The sequence below is a fragment of the Halobacterium litoreum genome, from assembly GCF_021233415.1.
GTDB classification, from domain to species: domain Archaea; phylum Halobacteriota; class Halobacteria; order Halobacteriales; family Halobacteriaceae; genus Halobacterium; species Halobacterium litoreum.
Genome location: NZ_CP089466.1, coordinates 2567215 through 2583405, shown reverse-complemented (window position 1 = coordinate 2583405; position 16191 = coordinate 2567215). Strand labels below are relative to the sequence as shown.

General features: G+C 69.1%; 16 protein-coding genes and 1 tRNA gene. 6 read left to right on the top strand and 11 right to left on the bottom strand.

The window, feature by feature from the left end; translation table 11 throughout:
• Nucleotides 1–34: 34 nt before the first annotated feature.
• Complete coding sequence (gene serB / locus LT972_RS14110) at nt 35–673, top strand: phosphoserine phosphatase SerB (RefSeq protein ID WP_232571021.1); 639 nt, start codon at nt 35–37, stop codon at nt 671–673.
• On the opposite strand, the gene LT972_RS14105 is transcribed toward serB, so the two are convergent.
• From LT972_RS14105 to LT972_RS14095, 3 genes are all read right to left on the bottom strand, one after another.
• Complete coding sequence (locus LT972_RS14105; RefSeq protein WP_232571020.1) at nt 670–1287, bottom strand: hypothetical protein; 618 nt, start codon at nt 1285–1287, stop codon at nt 670–672. The two genes, serB and LT972_RS14105, sit on opposite strands and share 4 nt — an antisense overlap.
• Nucleotides 1288–1357: 70 nt before the next feature.
• Complete coding sequence (locus LT972_RS14100; RefSeq protein WP_232571019.1) at nt 1358–2077, bottom strand: hypothetical protein; 720 nt, start codon at nt 2075–2077, stop codon at nt 1358–1360.
• Between the two features lie 359 nt (nt 2078–2436).
• Nucleotides 2437–2509 (bottom strand) — tRNA-Gln (locus LT972_RS14095).
• A gap of 150 nt (nt 2510–2659) precedes the next feature.
• On the opposite strand from LT972_RS14095, the gene LT972_RS14090 reads away from it, so the two are divergent.
• Together LT972_RS14090 and LT972_RS14085 are read left to right on the top strand one after the other, a co-directional pair.
• Entirely contained in the window at nt 2660–3244 is a 585-nt protein-coding gene (locus LT972_RS14090; protein ID WP_232571018.1) for an IMP cyclohydrolase, read from the top strand.
• A gap of 25 nt (nt 3245–3269) precedes the next feature.
• Nucleotides 3270–3929, top strand: coding sequence for a metallophosphoesterase family protein (locus tag LT972_RS14085; protein ID WP_232571017.1), 660 nt, complete (start codon nt 3270–3272; stop codon nt 3927–3929).
• 231 nt (nt 3930–4160) lie between these two features.
• On the opposite strand, the gene LT972_RS14080 is transcribed toward LT972_RS14085, so the two are convergent.
• Together LT972_RS14080 and LT972_RS14075 are read right to left on the bottom strand one after the other, a co-directional pair.
• The gene (locus LT972_RS14080; protein WP_232571016.1) at nt 4161–5510 is read right to left on the bottom strand and encodes a tryptophanase; all 1350 of its coding nucleotides are present in this window, start codon (nt 5508–5510) and stop codon (nt 4161–4163) included.
• 89 nt (nt 5511–5599) lie between these two features.
• The gene (locus LT972_RS14075; protein WP_232571015.1) at nt 5600–6787 is read right to left on the bottom strand and encodes an aspartate kinase; all 1188 of its coding nucleotides are present in this window, start codon (nt 6785–6787) and stop codon (nt 5600–5602) included.
• Between the two features lie 127 nt (nt 6788–6914).
• On the opposite strand from LT972_RS14075, the gene LT972_RS14070 reads away from it, so the two are divergent.
• Complete coding sequence (locus LT972_RS14070; RefSeq protein ID WP_232571014.1) at nt 6915–7298, top strand: GNAT family N-acetyltransferase; 384 nt, start codon at nt 6915–6917, stop codon at nt 7296–7298.
• Here the strand turns inward: LT972_RS14070 and LT972_RS14065 are convergent.
• From LT972_RS14065 to LT972_RS14050, 4 genes are all read right to left on the bottom strand, one after another.
• Nucleotides 7295–8140: an ABC transporter permease gene (locus LT972_RS14065; RefSeq protein WP_232571013.1), complete on the bottom strand. Its 846-nt coding sequence runs from the start codon at nt 8138–8140 to the stop codon at nt 7295–7297. The genes LT972_RS14070 and LT972_RS14065 overlap by 4 nt on opposite strands.
• On the bottom strand, nt 8137–9054 hold the full coding sequence (locus LT972_RS14060; protein WP_232571012.1) for an ABC transporter ATP-binding protein: 918 nt from the start codon (nt 9052–9054) through the stop codon (nt 8137–8139). The genes LT972_RS14065 and LT972_RS14060 overlap by 4 nt, the downstream gene beginning before the upstream one ends.
• A gap of 72 nt (nt 9055–9126) precedes the next feature.
• A complete protein-coding gene (locus LT972_RS14055) occupies nt 9127–9909 on the bottom strand; it encodes an ABC transporter permease subunit (protein ID WP_232571011.1) in 783 nt (260 codons plus the stop codon).
• A gap of 117 nt (nt 9910–10026) precedes the next feature.
• Nucleotides 10027–10281, bottom strand: a complete 255-nt coding sequence (locus tag LT972_RS14050) for a hypothetical protein (protein ID WP_232571010.1) — start codon at nt 10279–10281, stop codon at nt 10027–10029.
• A 107-nt stretch (nt 10282–10388) separates the two neighbouring features.
• On the opposite strand from LT972_RS14050, the gene LT972_RS14045 reads away from it, so the two are divergent.
• Nucleotides 10389–12140 carry an excinuclease ABC subunit C gene (locus LT972_RS14045; RefSeq protein WP_232571009.1) on the top strand — a complete coding sequence of 584 codons (1752 nt, stop codon included), beginning with the start codon at nt 10389–10391 and terminating at the stop codon, nt 12138–12140.
• Between the two features lie 62 nt (nt 12141–12202).
• A complete protein-coding gene (locus LT972_RS14040) occupies nt 12203–12682 on the top strand; it encodes an acyl-CoA thioesterase (RefSeq protein ID WP_232571008.1) in 480 nt (159 codons plus the stop codon).
• Here LT972_RS14040 and LT972_RS14035 read toward each other — a convergent pair.
• Together LT972_RS14035 and LT972_RS14030 are read right to left on the bottom strand one after the other, a co-directional pair.
• The gene (locus tag LT972_RS14035; RefSeq protein ID WP_232571007.1) at nt 12679–13674 is read right to left on the bottom strand and encodes a ribonucleotide-diphosphate reductase subunit beta; all 996 of its coding nucleotides are present in this window, start codon (nt 13672–13674) and stop codon (nt 12679–12681) included. The genes LT972_RS14040 and LT972_RS14035 overlap by 4 nt on opposite strands.
• Entirely contained in the window at nt 13674–16073 is a 2400-nt protein-coding gene (locus LT972_RS14030) for a ribonucleoside-diphosphate reductase subunit alpha (RefSeq protein WP_232571006.1), read from the bottom strand. The genes LT972_RS14035 and LT972_RS14030 overlap by 1 nt, the downstream gene beginning before the upstream one ends.
• Nucleotides 16074–16191 lie beyond the last annotated feature (118 nt).

Here is a 16191-nt window from a genome sequence, read left to right as displayed (position 1 = left end):
GAGACTTTTCCCCGCTGACCGCCAACCCCCTCCAATGTCGCTGGTGGCGTTCGACTTCGACGGCACGCTCGCGGACTCGGAGATGCTCGACCGACTCGCCGCCCGCCACGGCGTCGGCGACGAGGTCGCGGACATCACGGCGCGCGCGATGCGCGGCGACCTCTCCTACGCCGAGAGCCTACGGGAGCGCGCGGGCCTCGTCGCCGGCCTCGACAGCACCGACGCGGCCGACATCTACGGAGGCGTGCGCCTGCGAGACGACGCCGGCCCCCTAATCGGCGACCTGCGAGAGCAGGGCGTGCGCGTCGTCGTGCTCACGGGCGGCTTCGGCGCGGGCGTCGAGGCCGCGCTGGACGCCGCCGGCGTGAGCGCCGACCGCGTCGTCTCGAACCGCCTCCCAGAAGCCGACGGCGAACTCACCGGAGCGGTGGACGGCCCCCTCGTCGAGGGAACGAAAGACGACGCGCTCCGCGAGGTCTGCGCGGACTTCGACGTGGCCGTCGAGGAGGCCGTCGCCGTCGGGGACGGCGCGAACGACGTGCCGATGCTGAACGCCGCGGGCTACGCGGTCGGCTTCGAACCGAAAGACGGCGTGGACGCGCACTGCGACGCGTCCGTGTCGTCGATGGCAGAACTGGAGGGGTTGTTCCGCGAGCGGGACCTACTCGACTAAGCCTGCGTGCGGTGAGTCCACGTCGTCGCCGCCGCGACGACCGCTGCACCGGCGCCGACCGCGACCGCGTTCACGAGGAGGTTCCCGAACTCCACGCTCCCCGGCTTCTGGACGACCGTACTGCCCTGCAGGCTCGCGGTGCCGAACGCCATCGACACGAGGAACGCGCCGACGACGAACAGCGCGAGCGCACCGGCGAGGCCGCCCGCGGCGCTCGCGACGTACGTCTCGCGGTCCTCGGCGTCGATTTCTCGGGCCGCGTACAGGCCGACGACCGCGGCGAACGCCGCGGCGAGCAACGGCAGCAGGTAGATGGTGAACTGCGCGGACGAGTTCACGAACTGGGTCGCGGCGATGCCCGCGTTCGACCCGCTGCCGCCGCTCCCGCCGGTGGACTGCGTAATCGTCGGCGCGCCGACGAACTTCAACAGCAGGAACATGACGCCGAGACCGACGCCGACGCCGGCGCCGGTCGCCCCCGAGAATTTCGCAAACTGCTTGGTCAACGGCGCCGTCACGAGGTCCGCGTAGGAGTCCTCCTGTTGGGTGACGCGCTGTGTCTGGTGTGTAGTCGTCTGCGATTCCCCTCCCGTGTCGCCGCTCTGACCCGACATCGAGCGAGGAATATCACTTCCCTCACTTATAATTTTGCAGTGATATGGGAGACGGTGGCGTCGTCCGCAGTCAGTTCGTCGGTGCGTATTCGCGGGCGACGTACGCGCTCGCGGCGCTCACGGCGCCGACGCCGACCCCGACGGCGACGGCGTTGAACGCGAGTTTGTCGAACGCGAGTTTCGTCCCGCCGATGTACACCGCGGAGATGGCGCCCGACGCGCTGCTCAGCTGGGAGGTCTGTGCGGTCGTTCCGGAGAGCGCTGACGCGGTCTCGGACGGCTGTGGCGTCGGCACCGTGGAGACCGCAACCGACGCGAGGACGCCGACCACGACGACGAGCACGAACGCGCCGACGCCGCCAGCGAGCGCGCTCGCGACGTACGTGTGGCGGTCCGTGCCGTCGAGCGTGGTCGCGGTGTAGAGGCCGCCCGCGACCCCGAGCAGGCCCGCCGCGACGGGCGCGGCGTTCATCGTCTGGAACGCGAGACGGTTCGCGTACAGCTGCCCCATCACCGCGTCGAAGTTGTCGAGGAAGGTGTTCGGGCTGACGATGATGTCAGGGGACAGCGGCGCGCCGCCGAGGAAACCGACGAGCACCACGGCGAGACCGGCCGCGGCGCCGACGAGCGCGAAACACGCGGTGACGAACTTCACGTACGCCTTGGTCGTCTCGTCGGTCGCGAGGTCCGAAATCGAGGGCTGTGCGGTCTGCTGGGGGTTCGGTCGTTGGTCCGCGACCGGCTGTTCCGGCGGCCGGTCGGTGGTATTGTTGTTGTCAGTTTCCGACATCGTCCTCCCAAATCCGGGAACGTAAAATAAAACCTACACATAAATTCGCCGTCAGTACGCGCGAAACCCGTCGCTGTCTGGGCACAGCGCGCTCGCAGAAACCTCCCGTGGCGGGTGGTCCACGGGAGTGCACCCAGGTCGATGGTCAGGGCACACGACCGGGTTCGGGACCTGGGCGTCCCGAAAGACGGACTGCACCACCTTCTTAATTTGGGATTCGGCGGGGACGGACGCGTCGCTGCGTACCGTAACGCACAGGAGAATAGTCCCGGGAAGATTCGAACCCCGGTCACTCCGCTTCGCTCCGTTCCCTGCTTCGAATCTGCACGATTCACTGCGTGCCGTAGCGCGCAGGAGAATAGTCCCGGGAAGATTCGAACTTCCGTCGAAGCCCCCAGAAGGCTTCAGGATTGGCCACTACCCCACGGGACTCGTCGTTCGCAGTGGATACGACGGGATTCGAATTTATTAGTGTTGCGAAGGCGTCCGGCGGTGAGAGCGTTCGGCACGGCGGCGAGCGCCCGAACACTCGAACGTGTACACACCGACGCCTATTTGCCACGCTAGGATGCACGTTCTCGTATGTACGTCGGACGGTTCGTCGTCGTCGGTCCGGAGGTCGCCGCGTACCGCGTCTCCTCGCGGTCGTTCCCGAATCGCCGCGTTGTCGAACGCGAGGGCGCGCTGACGGTCGCGCCGACGCCGGACGCCCCCGAGACGGACAACCCCTACGTGTCGTACAACTGCTACCGGGAGGCCGTCGGGCACGCGGTCGTCGGGAACGGGAGCCACGTCGACCCTATCACCGAGAAACTCGGGTTGGGGTATCCGGCGCGGGACGCGCTCGCCGAGTCGCTGCTCGCGCTCGACTACGAGAAAGACGACTACGACACGCCCCGCATCGCCGGAGTGCTGACGCCCGAGGGCGACGCCTACGTCGGGACGGTGCGGAAGGACGCACTGCTCGTCGAATCCGTCGACGAGCCGACGCTCGTCGCGACCTACGAGAAGGACAGTCCCGAGCCAATCGGCTTCGAGGCCGACACCGCGAGCGAGGCCGCCGCCGAGGCGTACAGCGCGGCGTTCGAGCACGCGGTCTGCTCGGTGGGTGTCGTGCGGGACGGCGAGGGGTACGCGACGGCAATCGAGAACGGGCAGGAGGACTAAGGCCGAGGACGCCCGAGTCCCGGGCATGAAGGTCGGCGTCGTCTCTGACGTTCACTCGAATCTGGTCGCGCTGGAGGCGGTTCTCGACGAGATGCCGGACGTGGACCGACTGGTCTGCGCGGGCGACGTAGTCGGGTACAATCCGTGGCCCGCCGAGTGCGTGGACGGCCTCCGCGAGCGCGGCGTCCCGGCGGTGATGGGGAACCACGACCGGATGGTCGCGACGGATCGGAACTTCCGGGGGAACGGGATGGCGCAGGCGGGCGTCGAACACGCCAAAGCCGAGTTGAACGACGTGCAGCGCACGTGGGTGGAGAATCTGCCCCGCGAGCGCACGCTCGCCGACGGCCGCGTGAAGGTCGTCCACGACCACCCGGAGCGACAAGACGAGTACACGTACCCCGAGGACTTCGGTCCGCACCTGCTCGGCGACGAGGACGCGCTGATTCTGGGCCACACGCACGTCCAAGCCCACGAGACGTACGCCGACGGCGTGGTGATGAATCCGGGGAGCGTCGGCCAGCCCCGCGACCGCGACCCGCGCGCGGCGTACGCCGTCCTCGACCTCGACGACCTGTCCGTGAGCGAACACCGCGTCGAGTACGACACCGAACGCGTACAAGAGGCCGTCCAGGAGGCCGGCTTGCCGCCGGAGACGGCAGACCGGCTGTCGGACGGACGGTAGCAGAATGCGACAGCCGGCGTGCTCGTGACGAGACCACACAGCCGGTAGGCCTGGCGGATCGAAAGGGCGAGGCCGTCAGGACGACTCCCCGCGACGCAAGCACTGCAGCGACCGAAGGGAGCGAAGCGCGCAGCGAGCGGCGAGAGTCGTGGCGGCCGAGGGCTTTCTAACGTCGTCGACGCTCGGAGCAGAGCCGCGAAGAGCGAGAGTACAGCAGAAACCGAGCCCGTACTATTCGACCGGCCGGAGTTCGGCGGAGAAGTGCCGGAGTTCTTCCATCTCGGGTTCCTCGACGATTTCCAGACCCGAGATTTCGTCGGCGCGCTCGCAGACGGCTTCGGCGGTGTCGGCGACGTGTTCGACGTGGTCGGGGCCGTACATGCGGCGGGGGACGGCGAGGCGCACGAGGTCGCGGCGGTCGGTGTCGGGGAAGGCGAAGCGCCCGAGTTCCACACCACGAACGCCGCCCTCGCGGTAGAGTTCGCAGACGAACGCCTGCCCCGGATATTGGTCGCGGGGGATGTGGTCGAGCGCGCGGTTGGCGTCGATGTAGACGGCGTGGCCGCCGGCGGGCTGGTAGACGGGGACGCCGCGGTCGGCGAGCGCCTCGCAGAGGCGCTGGACCTGTTCGACGCGCTCGGCGACGTACGGCGGGTCGACGGCTTCGCGGAGGCCGACGGCGAACGCGGCGATGTCCCGACCCGACATGCCGCCGTAGGTGGAGAATCCCTCGTAGAGGATGCCGCGCTGGCGGCACTGCTCGTGGAGTTCGTCGCGGCCTTCGCGGATGCCGACGAAGCCGCCGATGTTGACGAGGCCGTCTTTCTTCCCGCTCATCACGCAGGCGTCGGCGTAGGAGAGCTGTTCGCGGGCGATGGCGGCGACGGAGTCGTCAGCGAACTCGGGTTCGCGCTGCTGGACGAAGTGGGCGTTTTCGGCGAACCGGCAGGCGTCGACGACGAACGTCGCGTCGATGTCGTCGGCGAACTCGGCGACGGCCCGGGTGTTGTCGACGCTGACCGGTTGGCCGGCCATGGAGTTGTTCGTGATGGTGAGGACGACGACGGGGACGTTCTCGGCGCCGACGTCGTCGACGACGGCGCGGGCGCGGTCCAGCGAGAAGTCGCCCTTGAAGGGGTCGTCGGAGTCCATGTCCGTCGCGGCTTCGACCGGGCAGTCGACGGCGTCGCCGCCGTTCGCGACGACGTGCGCGCGTGTGGTGTCGAAGTGGGCGTTGTTGAGGATGGTGTCGCCCTCGGAGACGAGCGCGCCGTAGAGGACGTTCTCGGCGCCGCGGCCCTGGTGGGCGGGAACGACGTTCTCGAAGCCCATCACGTCGGAGACAGCGGCTTCGAGGTCGGCGAAACTGTCGCCGCCGGCGTAGGCCTCGTCGCCCTGCATCATGGCGGCCCACTGGTCGTTGCTCATCGTGCCGGTTCCCGAGTCGGTCAGCAGGTCGACGAAGACGTCCGCGCTGTCGAGGTTGAAGACGTTGTAGCCCGCGTCCGCGAGCGCCGCGTCGCGGTCCTCGCGGGGGAGGAGGCGGACGGGGTCGACCATCGTCGTCTTGTAGGAACGCACGTGCAGAACAGGGGGCCGAACTGTGAAAGTTCCGGCGTAGAAGACGTGTACCCGCCCGTACAGGGTTGTTCAGTGAGGGACGACGCCGGCTACGTCGACCCGAAGTGGTCTTGGACGATGTCGAGGGCTTCCTCGCGGTCGCTCCAGTCGACGAAAACGGCGACCGAGGTGGCACTGGAGATGATGTCGATGACGTTGATGTTGGCCTCCGCGATGGGGTCGACGATGCGCTGGAGGACGCCGGGCTGGTTCGGGAGTTCGCCGCCGAGCACGCGGATGACCGCGATGTTGTCGGTGACCGTCACCGAGGAGAGTTCGCCGACGTCGATGACCTCGCGGTGGAGGACGTTCTCGGCGCGCTCGGCGATTTCCTCGTCGACGTAGAACGTCATCGAGTCCATCCCCGACGCCACGGCGTCGACGTTGATGTCGCTCTCGTAGAGCGCCGTGGACAGCGTCGACATGATGCCGGGGCGGTTCCGGATGGCGCGCCCGGCGACGGTGAGACACGCGAGCGGTTCCTCGCGCATGTCGATCATGTTCTCGAATTTGCCCTCGACGCGCGTGCCGCCGGACAGCAGGTCGCCGTGCTGGTAGTGGATGACGCGAACGGAGAGGTCGTCGTCCTTGAAGGAGAGCGCGGACGGCGCGACCACCTCGGCGCCGCGGAAGGACAGATTCCGGAGTTCGTCGACCGTGATTTCGCCGACGTTGCGCGCGCCCTCGACGACGTGCGGGTCGCCGGTCATGATGCCCTCGACGTCGGTGACGATAACGACCTCGTCGGCGTCGACGTACCGCCCGAGCATCACGGCGGTGGTGTCCGAGCCGCCGCGCCCGAGCGTCGTGACGTTCCCCTCGTGGTCCTCGGCGAGGAAGCCCGTGATGACGGGGACGGCGTCGCCGAGGTGGTCGGCGAGCGCTTCGACGCGCTCCTGTGTCGCGTCGGCGTCGACTTCGCCGCGCTCGTTCGTGACGATGGGCCAATCCGGGTGGCCGGGTTCGAGGAACTCCGCTTCGACGCCGCGGGCCGCGAGCGCCGCCTTCAGCATCCGCACCGACGTTCGTTCGCCCATCGAGACGATTTCGGCGCGGTCGGCGTCCTCGGCGTCGAACGTGATGTCGTCGAGCAGTTCGTCCGTGGTGTTGCCCATCGCGGACGCCACCACCGCAATCTCGTGGCCGGCCGCGACCGCGTCCGCGATGGAGTCCGCGGCGCGCTCCACGCGGTCGCCGCTCCCGAGGCTGGTGCCGCCGAACTTCGCGACTACGCGCATCGGCGGTCACCGGCACAGCGTACCGTAGTCATTGCCGGAGAGTAGGGCCCTCGGTGGGGATAACTGCTTGCATGCCCGAAACGGTTGCCGCGCGGGGTTGAAGTCCTCGGCGCGCTTACGGGTCGCTATGCACGTCCGCGACGCAACCGACGAGGACGCCGACGCGGTCGTCGCGCTCGCCGACGAGGCCGTCGACGCCGCCCGACTCATCCGCGACCGCTCCGTGCGAGTCGCCGACGACGACGGTGAAGTAGCGGGATTCGTCGCCTACGACACGTGGCGGGGCGCGGTCCACGTCACGCGTCTCGGCGGCGACCCGGCGGCGCTCGGCGACCTGCTCGCGGCGCCCTGCGAGTTCGCGGCGCGCGAGGACCTGCCGGTGGAGGTGGTGTTGCCGGACGACGAGGACGACGACTTCCGGACGATTCTCGACGACGAGGGGTTCGAGGACGCGGGCGCCGGACCGATGTTCGACGGGCGGCGCACGCGCCGGTACCGCCGGCAGCCCTAGAGGTCCGCGCGGTCGAAGACGCGGTAGCCGACCAGCGGGACGGCGACGGCCCACGCGAGCAGAATCGCGAGCGCGCCCCACTTCGAGAGGTAGATGGGCGGGTTCTGCGGGAAGTACTGGGCGATGGTGCCGGCGTTTCCGGGGAGGAACCCGAAGACGGCGTTCGTGAACGCCGAGGACGGCGGGATGCGGTTCAGGAGGAGGTACCACTCGGGCGGCGTGCCGGTCGGCGTGAAGGAGTTGTTCAGCAGGTAGTAGATGCCGATGGGGACGATGGCCCACGCGAGTTCGAACACGACGAAGAAGCCGGCGGCGAGGACGGTGGCGCGCCCGGCGTCCTTCGTGGTCGCCGAGAGGCCGACGGCGATGGCGACGTAGGCGACGGCGAGCAGGAGCGTGAGCGCCGAGAAGCCGAGGTACGCCATCGCGTCGAAGGAGTCGTACATGACGACGGTGACGACGGCGGCGACGACGAGGCCGACGGCGACGGCCGCGCCGAGGACGGCGCCGCGCCCCGCGACTTTCCCGGCGAGCGCGTCGCGGCGCGTGTGCGGGAGCGACAGGAGGAACTTCGCGCTGCCTGACTCGACTTCGCCGGCGACGGACTTGTGCGCCATCACGAGCGCGGTCAGCGGCACGAGCAGCGTGACGGGGTTGAGGAGGAAAAAGAGCAGGCCGACGCTCTCCAGTTCCGTGCCGGCGGCGCCGCCGCTCTCCTGGAGGAGCGTGTAGACGTACGCCATCCCCGCCATGAACAGCACGAACAGCGCGGTGAGCGCCCACAGCGCCTTCGACCGGCTGGCGTCCCGGAAGTCCTTCTTCGCGACGACGCGCCAACTCATGCCGTCACCTCGGCTTTCTCGGTATACGCGGCGAACACGTCGTCGAGGGACGCCTCCTCGGTGGCGAAGTCGAGCACGTCGGCGCCCGCGGACTCGGCGGCGTCGAGCACGTCGGTCTTCGCGGCGCTCTCGGTGCGCACGGTGAGCGTGTCGCCGGACGCCGAGACGTCGGTGACGCCCGCAACGTCGCGCACGGCGTCGGTGACGGCGTCGGTGACGGCGTCGACGGTGACGGTGAGCGTGGTGCCGGTGCCGGCGGCGTCGCGCAGGCCGCGGATGGTGTCCTCGGCGACGAGTTCGCCGTCCTGCAGGATGCCGACGCGGTCGCAGACGGCTTCGACCTGTTCGAGGATGTGACTGGAGAAGAAGACGGTGGCGCCGCGCTCGGCCTCCTCCTGGATGATGCTCCGCATCTCGCGGGCGCCGTTCGGGTCGAGGCCCGTCGAGGGCTCGTCGAGGATGATGAGGTCGGGGTTCCCGACGAGGGCGACGGCGAGCGCGAGGCGCTGGGCCATCCCCTTCGAGAAGCCGCCGGCCTTCCGGTCGACCGCGCCCGGGATGCCGACGCGCTCCAGGAGCGCCTCGGGGTCGTCGTCCGCGTTCTTCGACTCGATGGCGAACTCGAGGTGCTGGCGCGCCGTCAGGCGGTCGTAGACGTGGAAGCCGTCCGGCAGGACGCCGGTACGCTGGCGGATGGCCTTGGAGTTCGCCTGTGCGTCCATTCCGAGCACTTCGGCGCGCCCGGACGTCGGGCGCACGAAGTCCAGGAGGATGTCGATGGTCGTGGACTTCCCGGCGCCGTTCGGCCCGAGGAAGCCGTATATCTCGCCGTCCTCGACGCGCAAGTCGAGGTCGTGGAGGGCTGTGACGTCACCGAATCGCTTCGTGACGCCGGACAACTCGATGGCTGGCATGGGCGAAACGTCACGAGCAGACTGTAAATCCGTTGCGGTGATTCTCACCGGTAGCGACGTTCGACCGCCGCTTCAGAGTTCGAGACTGCCGAATCGGCGCGCGGCGAGCGCGTACCCGAGTCCGGTCCACGCGAGCAACACGAGGACGCCGGCCCACGGCGGGACGGAACCGGACGCGCCGCCGAACCCCGTCTCGACGCCGGCGAGCGCGGCCTGGAACGCGAAGACGGGGCTGAGGTGGACGACGGCGTTCGCGGCGGCGTCCGAGACCGCGATGCCGAGTTCGCCGTCGAGGAGCAGACGGCCGATTTGGACGAACGCCGGCCAGACGAACGACACGAGGAAGAAGCCGTAGGCGGTCGCCGTGGAGAGCGTCGGCGACCGGGAGCGCGCGGTGAACGCGAGCGTCGCGGCGGTGAACGCGGCGGCGAGGAGCGAAACGACGGCGCAGACGCCGGCGAGCCGGAGCGGCGCGACGGGCCCGCCGCGAACGAGGTAGATGGCGAGCGCGCTCGCGACGCCGACCGCAGTCGCCAGCAGGGTGGCGGCGAGGCCGGCGGCGCCGACGCCCGCGACGTACTCGCCGCGGGCGTGCGGGAGCGAGAGCGTGAGGCGGACGCGACCGGAGACGACGGCGCGGGGAATCGACTCGTCGACGAACGACGCGGCGGTCAGAGGCACGCCGAAGAGGAACATGAGCGCGAGCGCCTCGGAGAGCGGCGGCGCGCCGGCGTCGCCCGTCGCGACGTACGCGACGGCGCCGCAGGCGAGCGCGAAGAACGCACAGAAGGACGCGAGCGTGCGGTCGGCGCGGTACTCGCGGACGTCGCGGCGGGCGACCGCCAGCCACGTCACGGCGCGGTCACCGGCCGGTGGAGGGGCGTCATACCGGGAGCGTCGCGGGGCGGCGTGAAGTGTCTTGCCCGGCGTCGCGGGCACTGCGAATCGGGCGCGCTCCGCGACATCCGAGAGTCAGACGGTCTCGTCGGGGTCGTGTTCGTCCCGCATTCGCTGGGCTTCGTCGCTGTACCGCTCGACGTCCGCGGGGTCCTCGACCGGTTCGAGGTCGGCGACGTCGGCGTCGGTGGCGGCGGTCGGGTCGCCGGCGTTCATCGAGCGTTGCTTCTCGAAGACGTGTTCGCCGTCTTCGGTGGCGTACACGAGACTCAGCAGGCCCTTGTCGGTGTACTCGCGGAAGACCAGCCAGACGCGCTCGGTGTCGCTCATGGCGGGTGATTCAACGACCACGTCCTTCAACGATTCGAGGTCGGGACGGGGCGCGAGAACGCCGGGGACCGCGCAGTTGAAAGCCGGCGCGGCCGTAGCCGGGGGCGATGGACGCCGACGAGGTCAGGGAGCGCGCGAGCGACCTGCCGGCGGAGCCGGGCGTCTACCAGTTCGAGCGCGCGGACGGCACCGTGCTGTACGTCGGGAAGGCGGTGGACGTCCGGGACCGGGTGCGGTCGTACGCCGACCCGCGGTCGGCGCGCATCGGCCGGATGGTCGAGCGCGCTGACGCCCTCGACTTCGCGGTGACGGACACGGAGACCCAGGCCCTGTTGCTGGAGGCGAACCTCGTGAAGCGCCACCAGCCCCGGTACAACGTCCGCCTCAAGGACGACAAGTCCTACCCGCTGGTGCAGTTCACGGACCACGCGGCGCCCCGCATCGAGGTGACTCGCGACCCCGACGAGGGCGCGGCGGCGTACGGCCCGTACACGGACGTGGGCGAGGTCGAGACGGTGGTGAAGGCGGTGCGGGAGGTGTACGGCCTCCGCGGGTGCTCCGAGCACAAGTACCGGAACCGGGACCGGCCGTGTCTCGACTACGAGATGGGGCTGTGTACGGCGCCCTGCACGGGCGAAATCTCGGAAGGGAATTACGCCGAGGACGTGGAGAGCGCGCGCCGCTTCTTCGAGGGGGAGACCGGCGCGCTCGCCGACCCCATCGAGCGCGAGATGGAGCAGGCGGCGCAGGCACAGGAGTTCGAGCGCGCCGCGAATCTGCGGGACCGACTCGACGCCGTGACCGGGTTCCACGAGGGGTCTGGTGGGGCGGTGGCGGGGCGCGACGACGCGGCGACGACCGACGTGCTCGGCGTGGCGGTGGAGGGCGATTCGGCGACGGTGGCGCGCCTGCACGCCGAGCGCGGGCAGTTGGTGGAGCGCGACCAGCACCGACTCGACGCGCCGGAGGGCGGGGCCGCGGACGGCGCCAGCCGGGTCGCTGACGTGCTGGCGGCGTTCGTCGTGCAGTTCTACGCCGAACGGGACCTGCCGGACCGCCTCCTGCTCCCCGAGGACCACGGCGACGAGGACGTGGCGGCGTGGCTGGCGGACGCGGGGGTCGACGTCCGGGTGCCGGGCGCGGGCCGGGAGGCGACGCTCGTGGACCTCGCGCTGAAGAACGCCCACCGGTACACCGGGGAACGGGACGAACTCGGCGCGCTCGCGGACGCGCTCGGCATCGGCAGGCCGGCGCGCATCGAGGGGTTCGACGTGAGCCACGCGCAGGGGAAGGCCGTCGTCGGAAGCGACGTCTGCTTTGTCGAGGGGAGCGCGGAGAAGGCGGATTACCGCCGGAAGAAACTGGACGAGGAGAACGACGACTACGCGAACATGCGCCGCCTCGTGCGCTGGCGCGTCGAGCGCGCCGTCGAAGGACGAGACGACCGCCCGGACCCCGACTTGCTGCTCATCGACGGCGGGCGCGGACAGTTGGACGCGGCCCGCGAGGCACTCGATGCAGTCGGCTGGGACGTGCCCGCCGTTGGACTGGCGAAAGACGAGGAAATCGTAGTGACGCCCGACAGAACGTACGACTGGGACGACGATGCGCCCCAACTACACGTCCTCCAGCGCGTCCGCGACGAGGCCCACCGGTTCGCGGTGGCGTACCACCAGACCGTCCGGGACGAGGTGGCGACGGCGCTCGACGGCGTGGAGGGCGTCGGCCCCGAGTTGCGCAAGCGCCTGCTCCGGCGGTTCGGGAGCGTGGACGCGGTTCGGGAGGCGTCCGTCGAGGACCTCCGGGACGTGGAGGGCGTCGGTTCGGCGACGGCGGAGACCATCGCGAACCGACTGTAGCAATTCTAATTGCAGTAGAGCAACTGGGTTTGTTTTATGGTCGTGGAGCGAGGCGTGCCTCCATGGACCGGTCCGAGGAAGTCGCGCTCGCCGCGTCGTACACGGAGATGCACGAGATTCTGATGCCCAACGACACGAACAACCTCGGGCGCGCGCTCGGCGGGAGCGTCCTCCACTGGATGGACATCTGCGGCGCCATCGTCGGCCGGCGGTTCTCCCGCCGACAGGTCGTCACGGCGTCGATGGACCACGTCGACTTCCGCGGCCCCATCGACCTCGGCGAAATCGTCGCCGTCGAGGGGTACGTCTTCGACACCGGCGACACCAGCGTCGACGTGAAGGTGGACGTGTTCGCGGAGCGCCCGAGCGCCGGCGAACGCCGCGAGACGGCGTCCTCGTTTTTCACCTTCGTCGCACTCGACGACGACGAGTCCCCCGCGCCGGTGCCCGCCCTCTCCTGCGAGACCGACCGCGAGCGACGCCTGCGCGACGAAGCGCTCGACGAGCGACGGGAGCGCCGTCGGAGCGCCCCGACGCTCTAGTCCCAGTCCAGCGACCCGCCCTGCTGGTACTCCGAGACGTTGCGCTCGAAGAAGTTCTTCTCCGCGTTCAGGTCGACCTGCTCGGTCATCCACGGGAAGGGGTTCTCGGTGCCGTAGACCGGGTCCATGCGGAGTTGCTCGAAGCGGCGGTCGGCGACGTACTCGACGTACTCCGCGAACTGCTCGCTGGACATCCCGAGTACGTCCTCGGGGCACGCCTCGCGGGCGTACACCTGTTCGAGGTCGACGGCCTCCCGCATCAGGGCGGCGACCTCGGCCTCGAAGTCGGCGGTCCAGACGCCCGGGTGTTCGTCCCGAATCTGGTTCACGAGGTCCACGCCGAAGTTCAGGTGCAGCGACTCGTCGCGCATGATGTACTCGAACTGCTCGCCGACGCCGACCATCTTCCCGCGGCGCTTCAGCGCGAGCATCATCGCGAACCCCGCGTAGAAGAAGATGCCCTCCATGATGACGTAGAAGCCGACGAGGTCCCGGAGAAAATCCCGGAGGTCGTCGTCCGTCTCGATGGTGAACGTCGGGTCGTCGACGGCGCGCGTGAGGTCGACGACGAACTCGTCTTTCTCGGCGATGGCGGGGATGCGGTCGTACATCCCGTACATGTAGTCGGGGTCGAACCCGAGGCTGTCACAGCAGTAGATGAAGGTGTCCGTGTGGACGGCCTCCTCGTAGGCCTGCCGGAGGAGGTACTGCCGGCACTCCGGCGCCGTGACGTACTCGTAGATGGCGAGCACGATGTTGTTCGCCGTGAGGGATTCGGCCGTGGAGAAGAAGCCCAGATTCCACTCGACGAGCTGGCGCTCGGCGTCGGTGAGTTCGTCGTTGTTCCACTGGTAGACGTCGTCTTGCATCGGGACCTCCTCGGGCGTCCAGTTGTTCGCGACGCCCTGCTGGTAGTACTCGCGGGCCCAGTCGTAGTCGATGGGGAGAATCTTGTTCGGGTCGTGTTCGGCGTCGCTATCGAGCACCGGCATCACTGACACACCTCGCAGGTCGGGTCCTCGACGCTCGGCAGGTCGCCGTCCCCGTCCTCGTCGTCGCCGTCGCCCCGGAACTGGGTGTCGTCGTACTCGTCCATGTCCAGCGTCGTCTTCTCGATTTGGCTGGCGCCGAGCGTGCGCAAGTAGTAGGTCGTCTTCAGGCCGAGTTCCCACGCCGTCTGGTAGACCTCGGAGAGCTTCGACCCGTCCGTCTCGGGGAAGAAGACGTTCACCGACTGGCTCTGGTCTATCCAGACGCCGCGCCGGGCGGCGAGCCGGAGTTGGTGGCGCGGGTCGATTTCGAAGGCGGTCCGGTACAGTTCTTGGAGGTCGTCGGGCACCGCGTCGAGTTCCTGTACGGAGCCGTCGTGGTAGGTGAGTTTGTCCCGAATCTCCTCGGTCCACAGGCCCCGGTCTTCGAGGTCGGCGACGAGGCGGTCGTTGACTACCGTGAAGTCGCCGCTCATGTTCGACTTCACGTAGAGGTTCGAGTACACCGGTTCGATGGACGCGGAGGTGCCGGCGATGGTGGAGATGGTGGCGGTGGGCGCGACCGCCATCGTGTTCGAGTTCCGCATCCCGTGGGCGGCGACGCGCTCGCGCACGTCGCTCCAGTCGAGGCGCTCCTCGCGCGGGACCGGAATCTCGCGGTCGCGCTCGGCTTCGAGCAGGTCGACGGTGTCCTGCGGGAAGATGTCTCGGTCCCACTTCGAACCCTCGTAACTCTCGTACGTCCCGCGCTCGGCGGCGAGGCCGGCCGAGGCGTCGATGGCGTGGTAGGAGACGAACTCCTGTAGTTCGTCGGCGCGTTCGAGCGCGTCGTCGCTCGCCATCGGCACGCGCATCCGCTGGAGGGCGTCGTGGAACCCCATCACGCCGAGGCCCACAGGGCGGTGGCGCATGTTCGAGCGCTCGGCGTTCTCCGTCGGGTAGAAGTTCAGGTCCACGACGTTGTCCAGCATCCGCATCGCCGTCTCCACGGTCTCGGAGAGCCGTTCGCGGTCCACCTCGCCGTCGTCGACGTGGCGCGCGAGGTTGACGCTCCCGAGGTTGCAGACCGCCGTCTCCTCCTCGGAGGTGTTCAGCGTGATTTCCGTACAGAGATTCGAGGAGCGCACCGTGCCGGCGTGGTCCTGGGGCGAGCGCACGTTACAGGGGTCCTTGAACGTGAGCCACGGGTGGCCCGTCTCGAAGAGGCGCGTGAGCATCGTGCGCCAGAGGTCGGTGGCGTCGACGCGCTCGAAGTTCTCGACGTCCCCTTCGTCGGCCATCGCCTCGTACTCGCGGTAGCGCTCCGCGAAGTCGCTGCCGTACAGTTCGTGGAGGTCGCCCGTCTCCTTCGGGGAGAACAGCGTCCACTGCTCGTCGTTGCGGACGCGCTCCATGAACAGGTCGGGAATCCACGCCGCGGTGTTCATGTCGTGGGTGCGGCGGCGCTCGTCGCCGGTGTTCCGGCGGAGGTCACAGAACGCGGGGAAGTCGAGGTGCCAGCACGCGAGGTAGGCGGCGGCCGCGCCGCGGCGCTTCCCGGAGCGGTTGATGGCGGCGGTCACGTCGTTCGAGATTTTGAGGAACGGGACGGTGCCCGTGGACTCGACGCCAGTGGACTCGATGAGCGACCCCGCCGCCCGGAGCGGCGTCCAGTCGTTCCCGAGGCCGCCGCTCCACTTCGAGAGTTTGGCGTGTTCCTTGTACGCGTCGAAGATGCCCTCTAGGTCGTCGGGGACGGTAGTGAGGTAACACGACGACAGTTGGGGGTGTGCGGTGCCGGCGTGGAACAGCGTCGGCGTGGAGTGGACGAACCGCAGGGTGGACAGGGCGTCGTAGAACTCGATGGCGTACTCCTCGCGCTCGTCGGCGTTCTCGCGGAGCGCGACGCCCATCGCGACGCGCATCCAGAACGTCTGCGGGAGTTCGAAGGGGTCGGCGTCGGGTTCGCGGAGGAAGTAGCGCTGCTGGAGGGTGTCCACCGCCATGTAGTCGAGGCGGTCGTCGCGCTCGGGTTCGATGGCGTCGGCGAGGCGGTCGAGGTCGTAGTCGCCCATGCGCTCGTCGAGCAGGTCGGCGTCCAAGCCCTGTCGAATGCCGTCGCGGAACGCGCGCCGGTAGGCGGCGTCCCGGTCGTCGGGGTCGTAGTCGTCGACGAGGCGGCGTTCGAGGCGCTCGCGGAGCACGCGCCCCGCGACGGTCTTGTACGCCGGGTGGCGGTCGATGCGGCCGGTGAGCGCGCCGAGCAGGGCCTCGTAGCGCTCGTCGGTGGTGGCGTCGTCGTAGGCGTTGCGTTCGGCTTCGCGCAGGACGCTGTCGCGTTCGTCCGCGAGGGCGTCCTCGTGGCCTTCGCTGGCGCGGTCGAGCGCCGCTTCGAGCGTCCGGTCTGGCGTGGTCTGGCTCATTGGTGGGGTGCCGAGCGCCGCCGCTGGACGTGGCAGTCGCTATCCGCGAAAACGCCCGCGAACGGGTCGCTCGGTCGTGTTCCGTCCCACTCGCGCCCGCCGAATAAAACTTACCAAC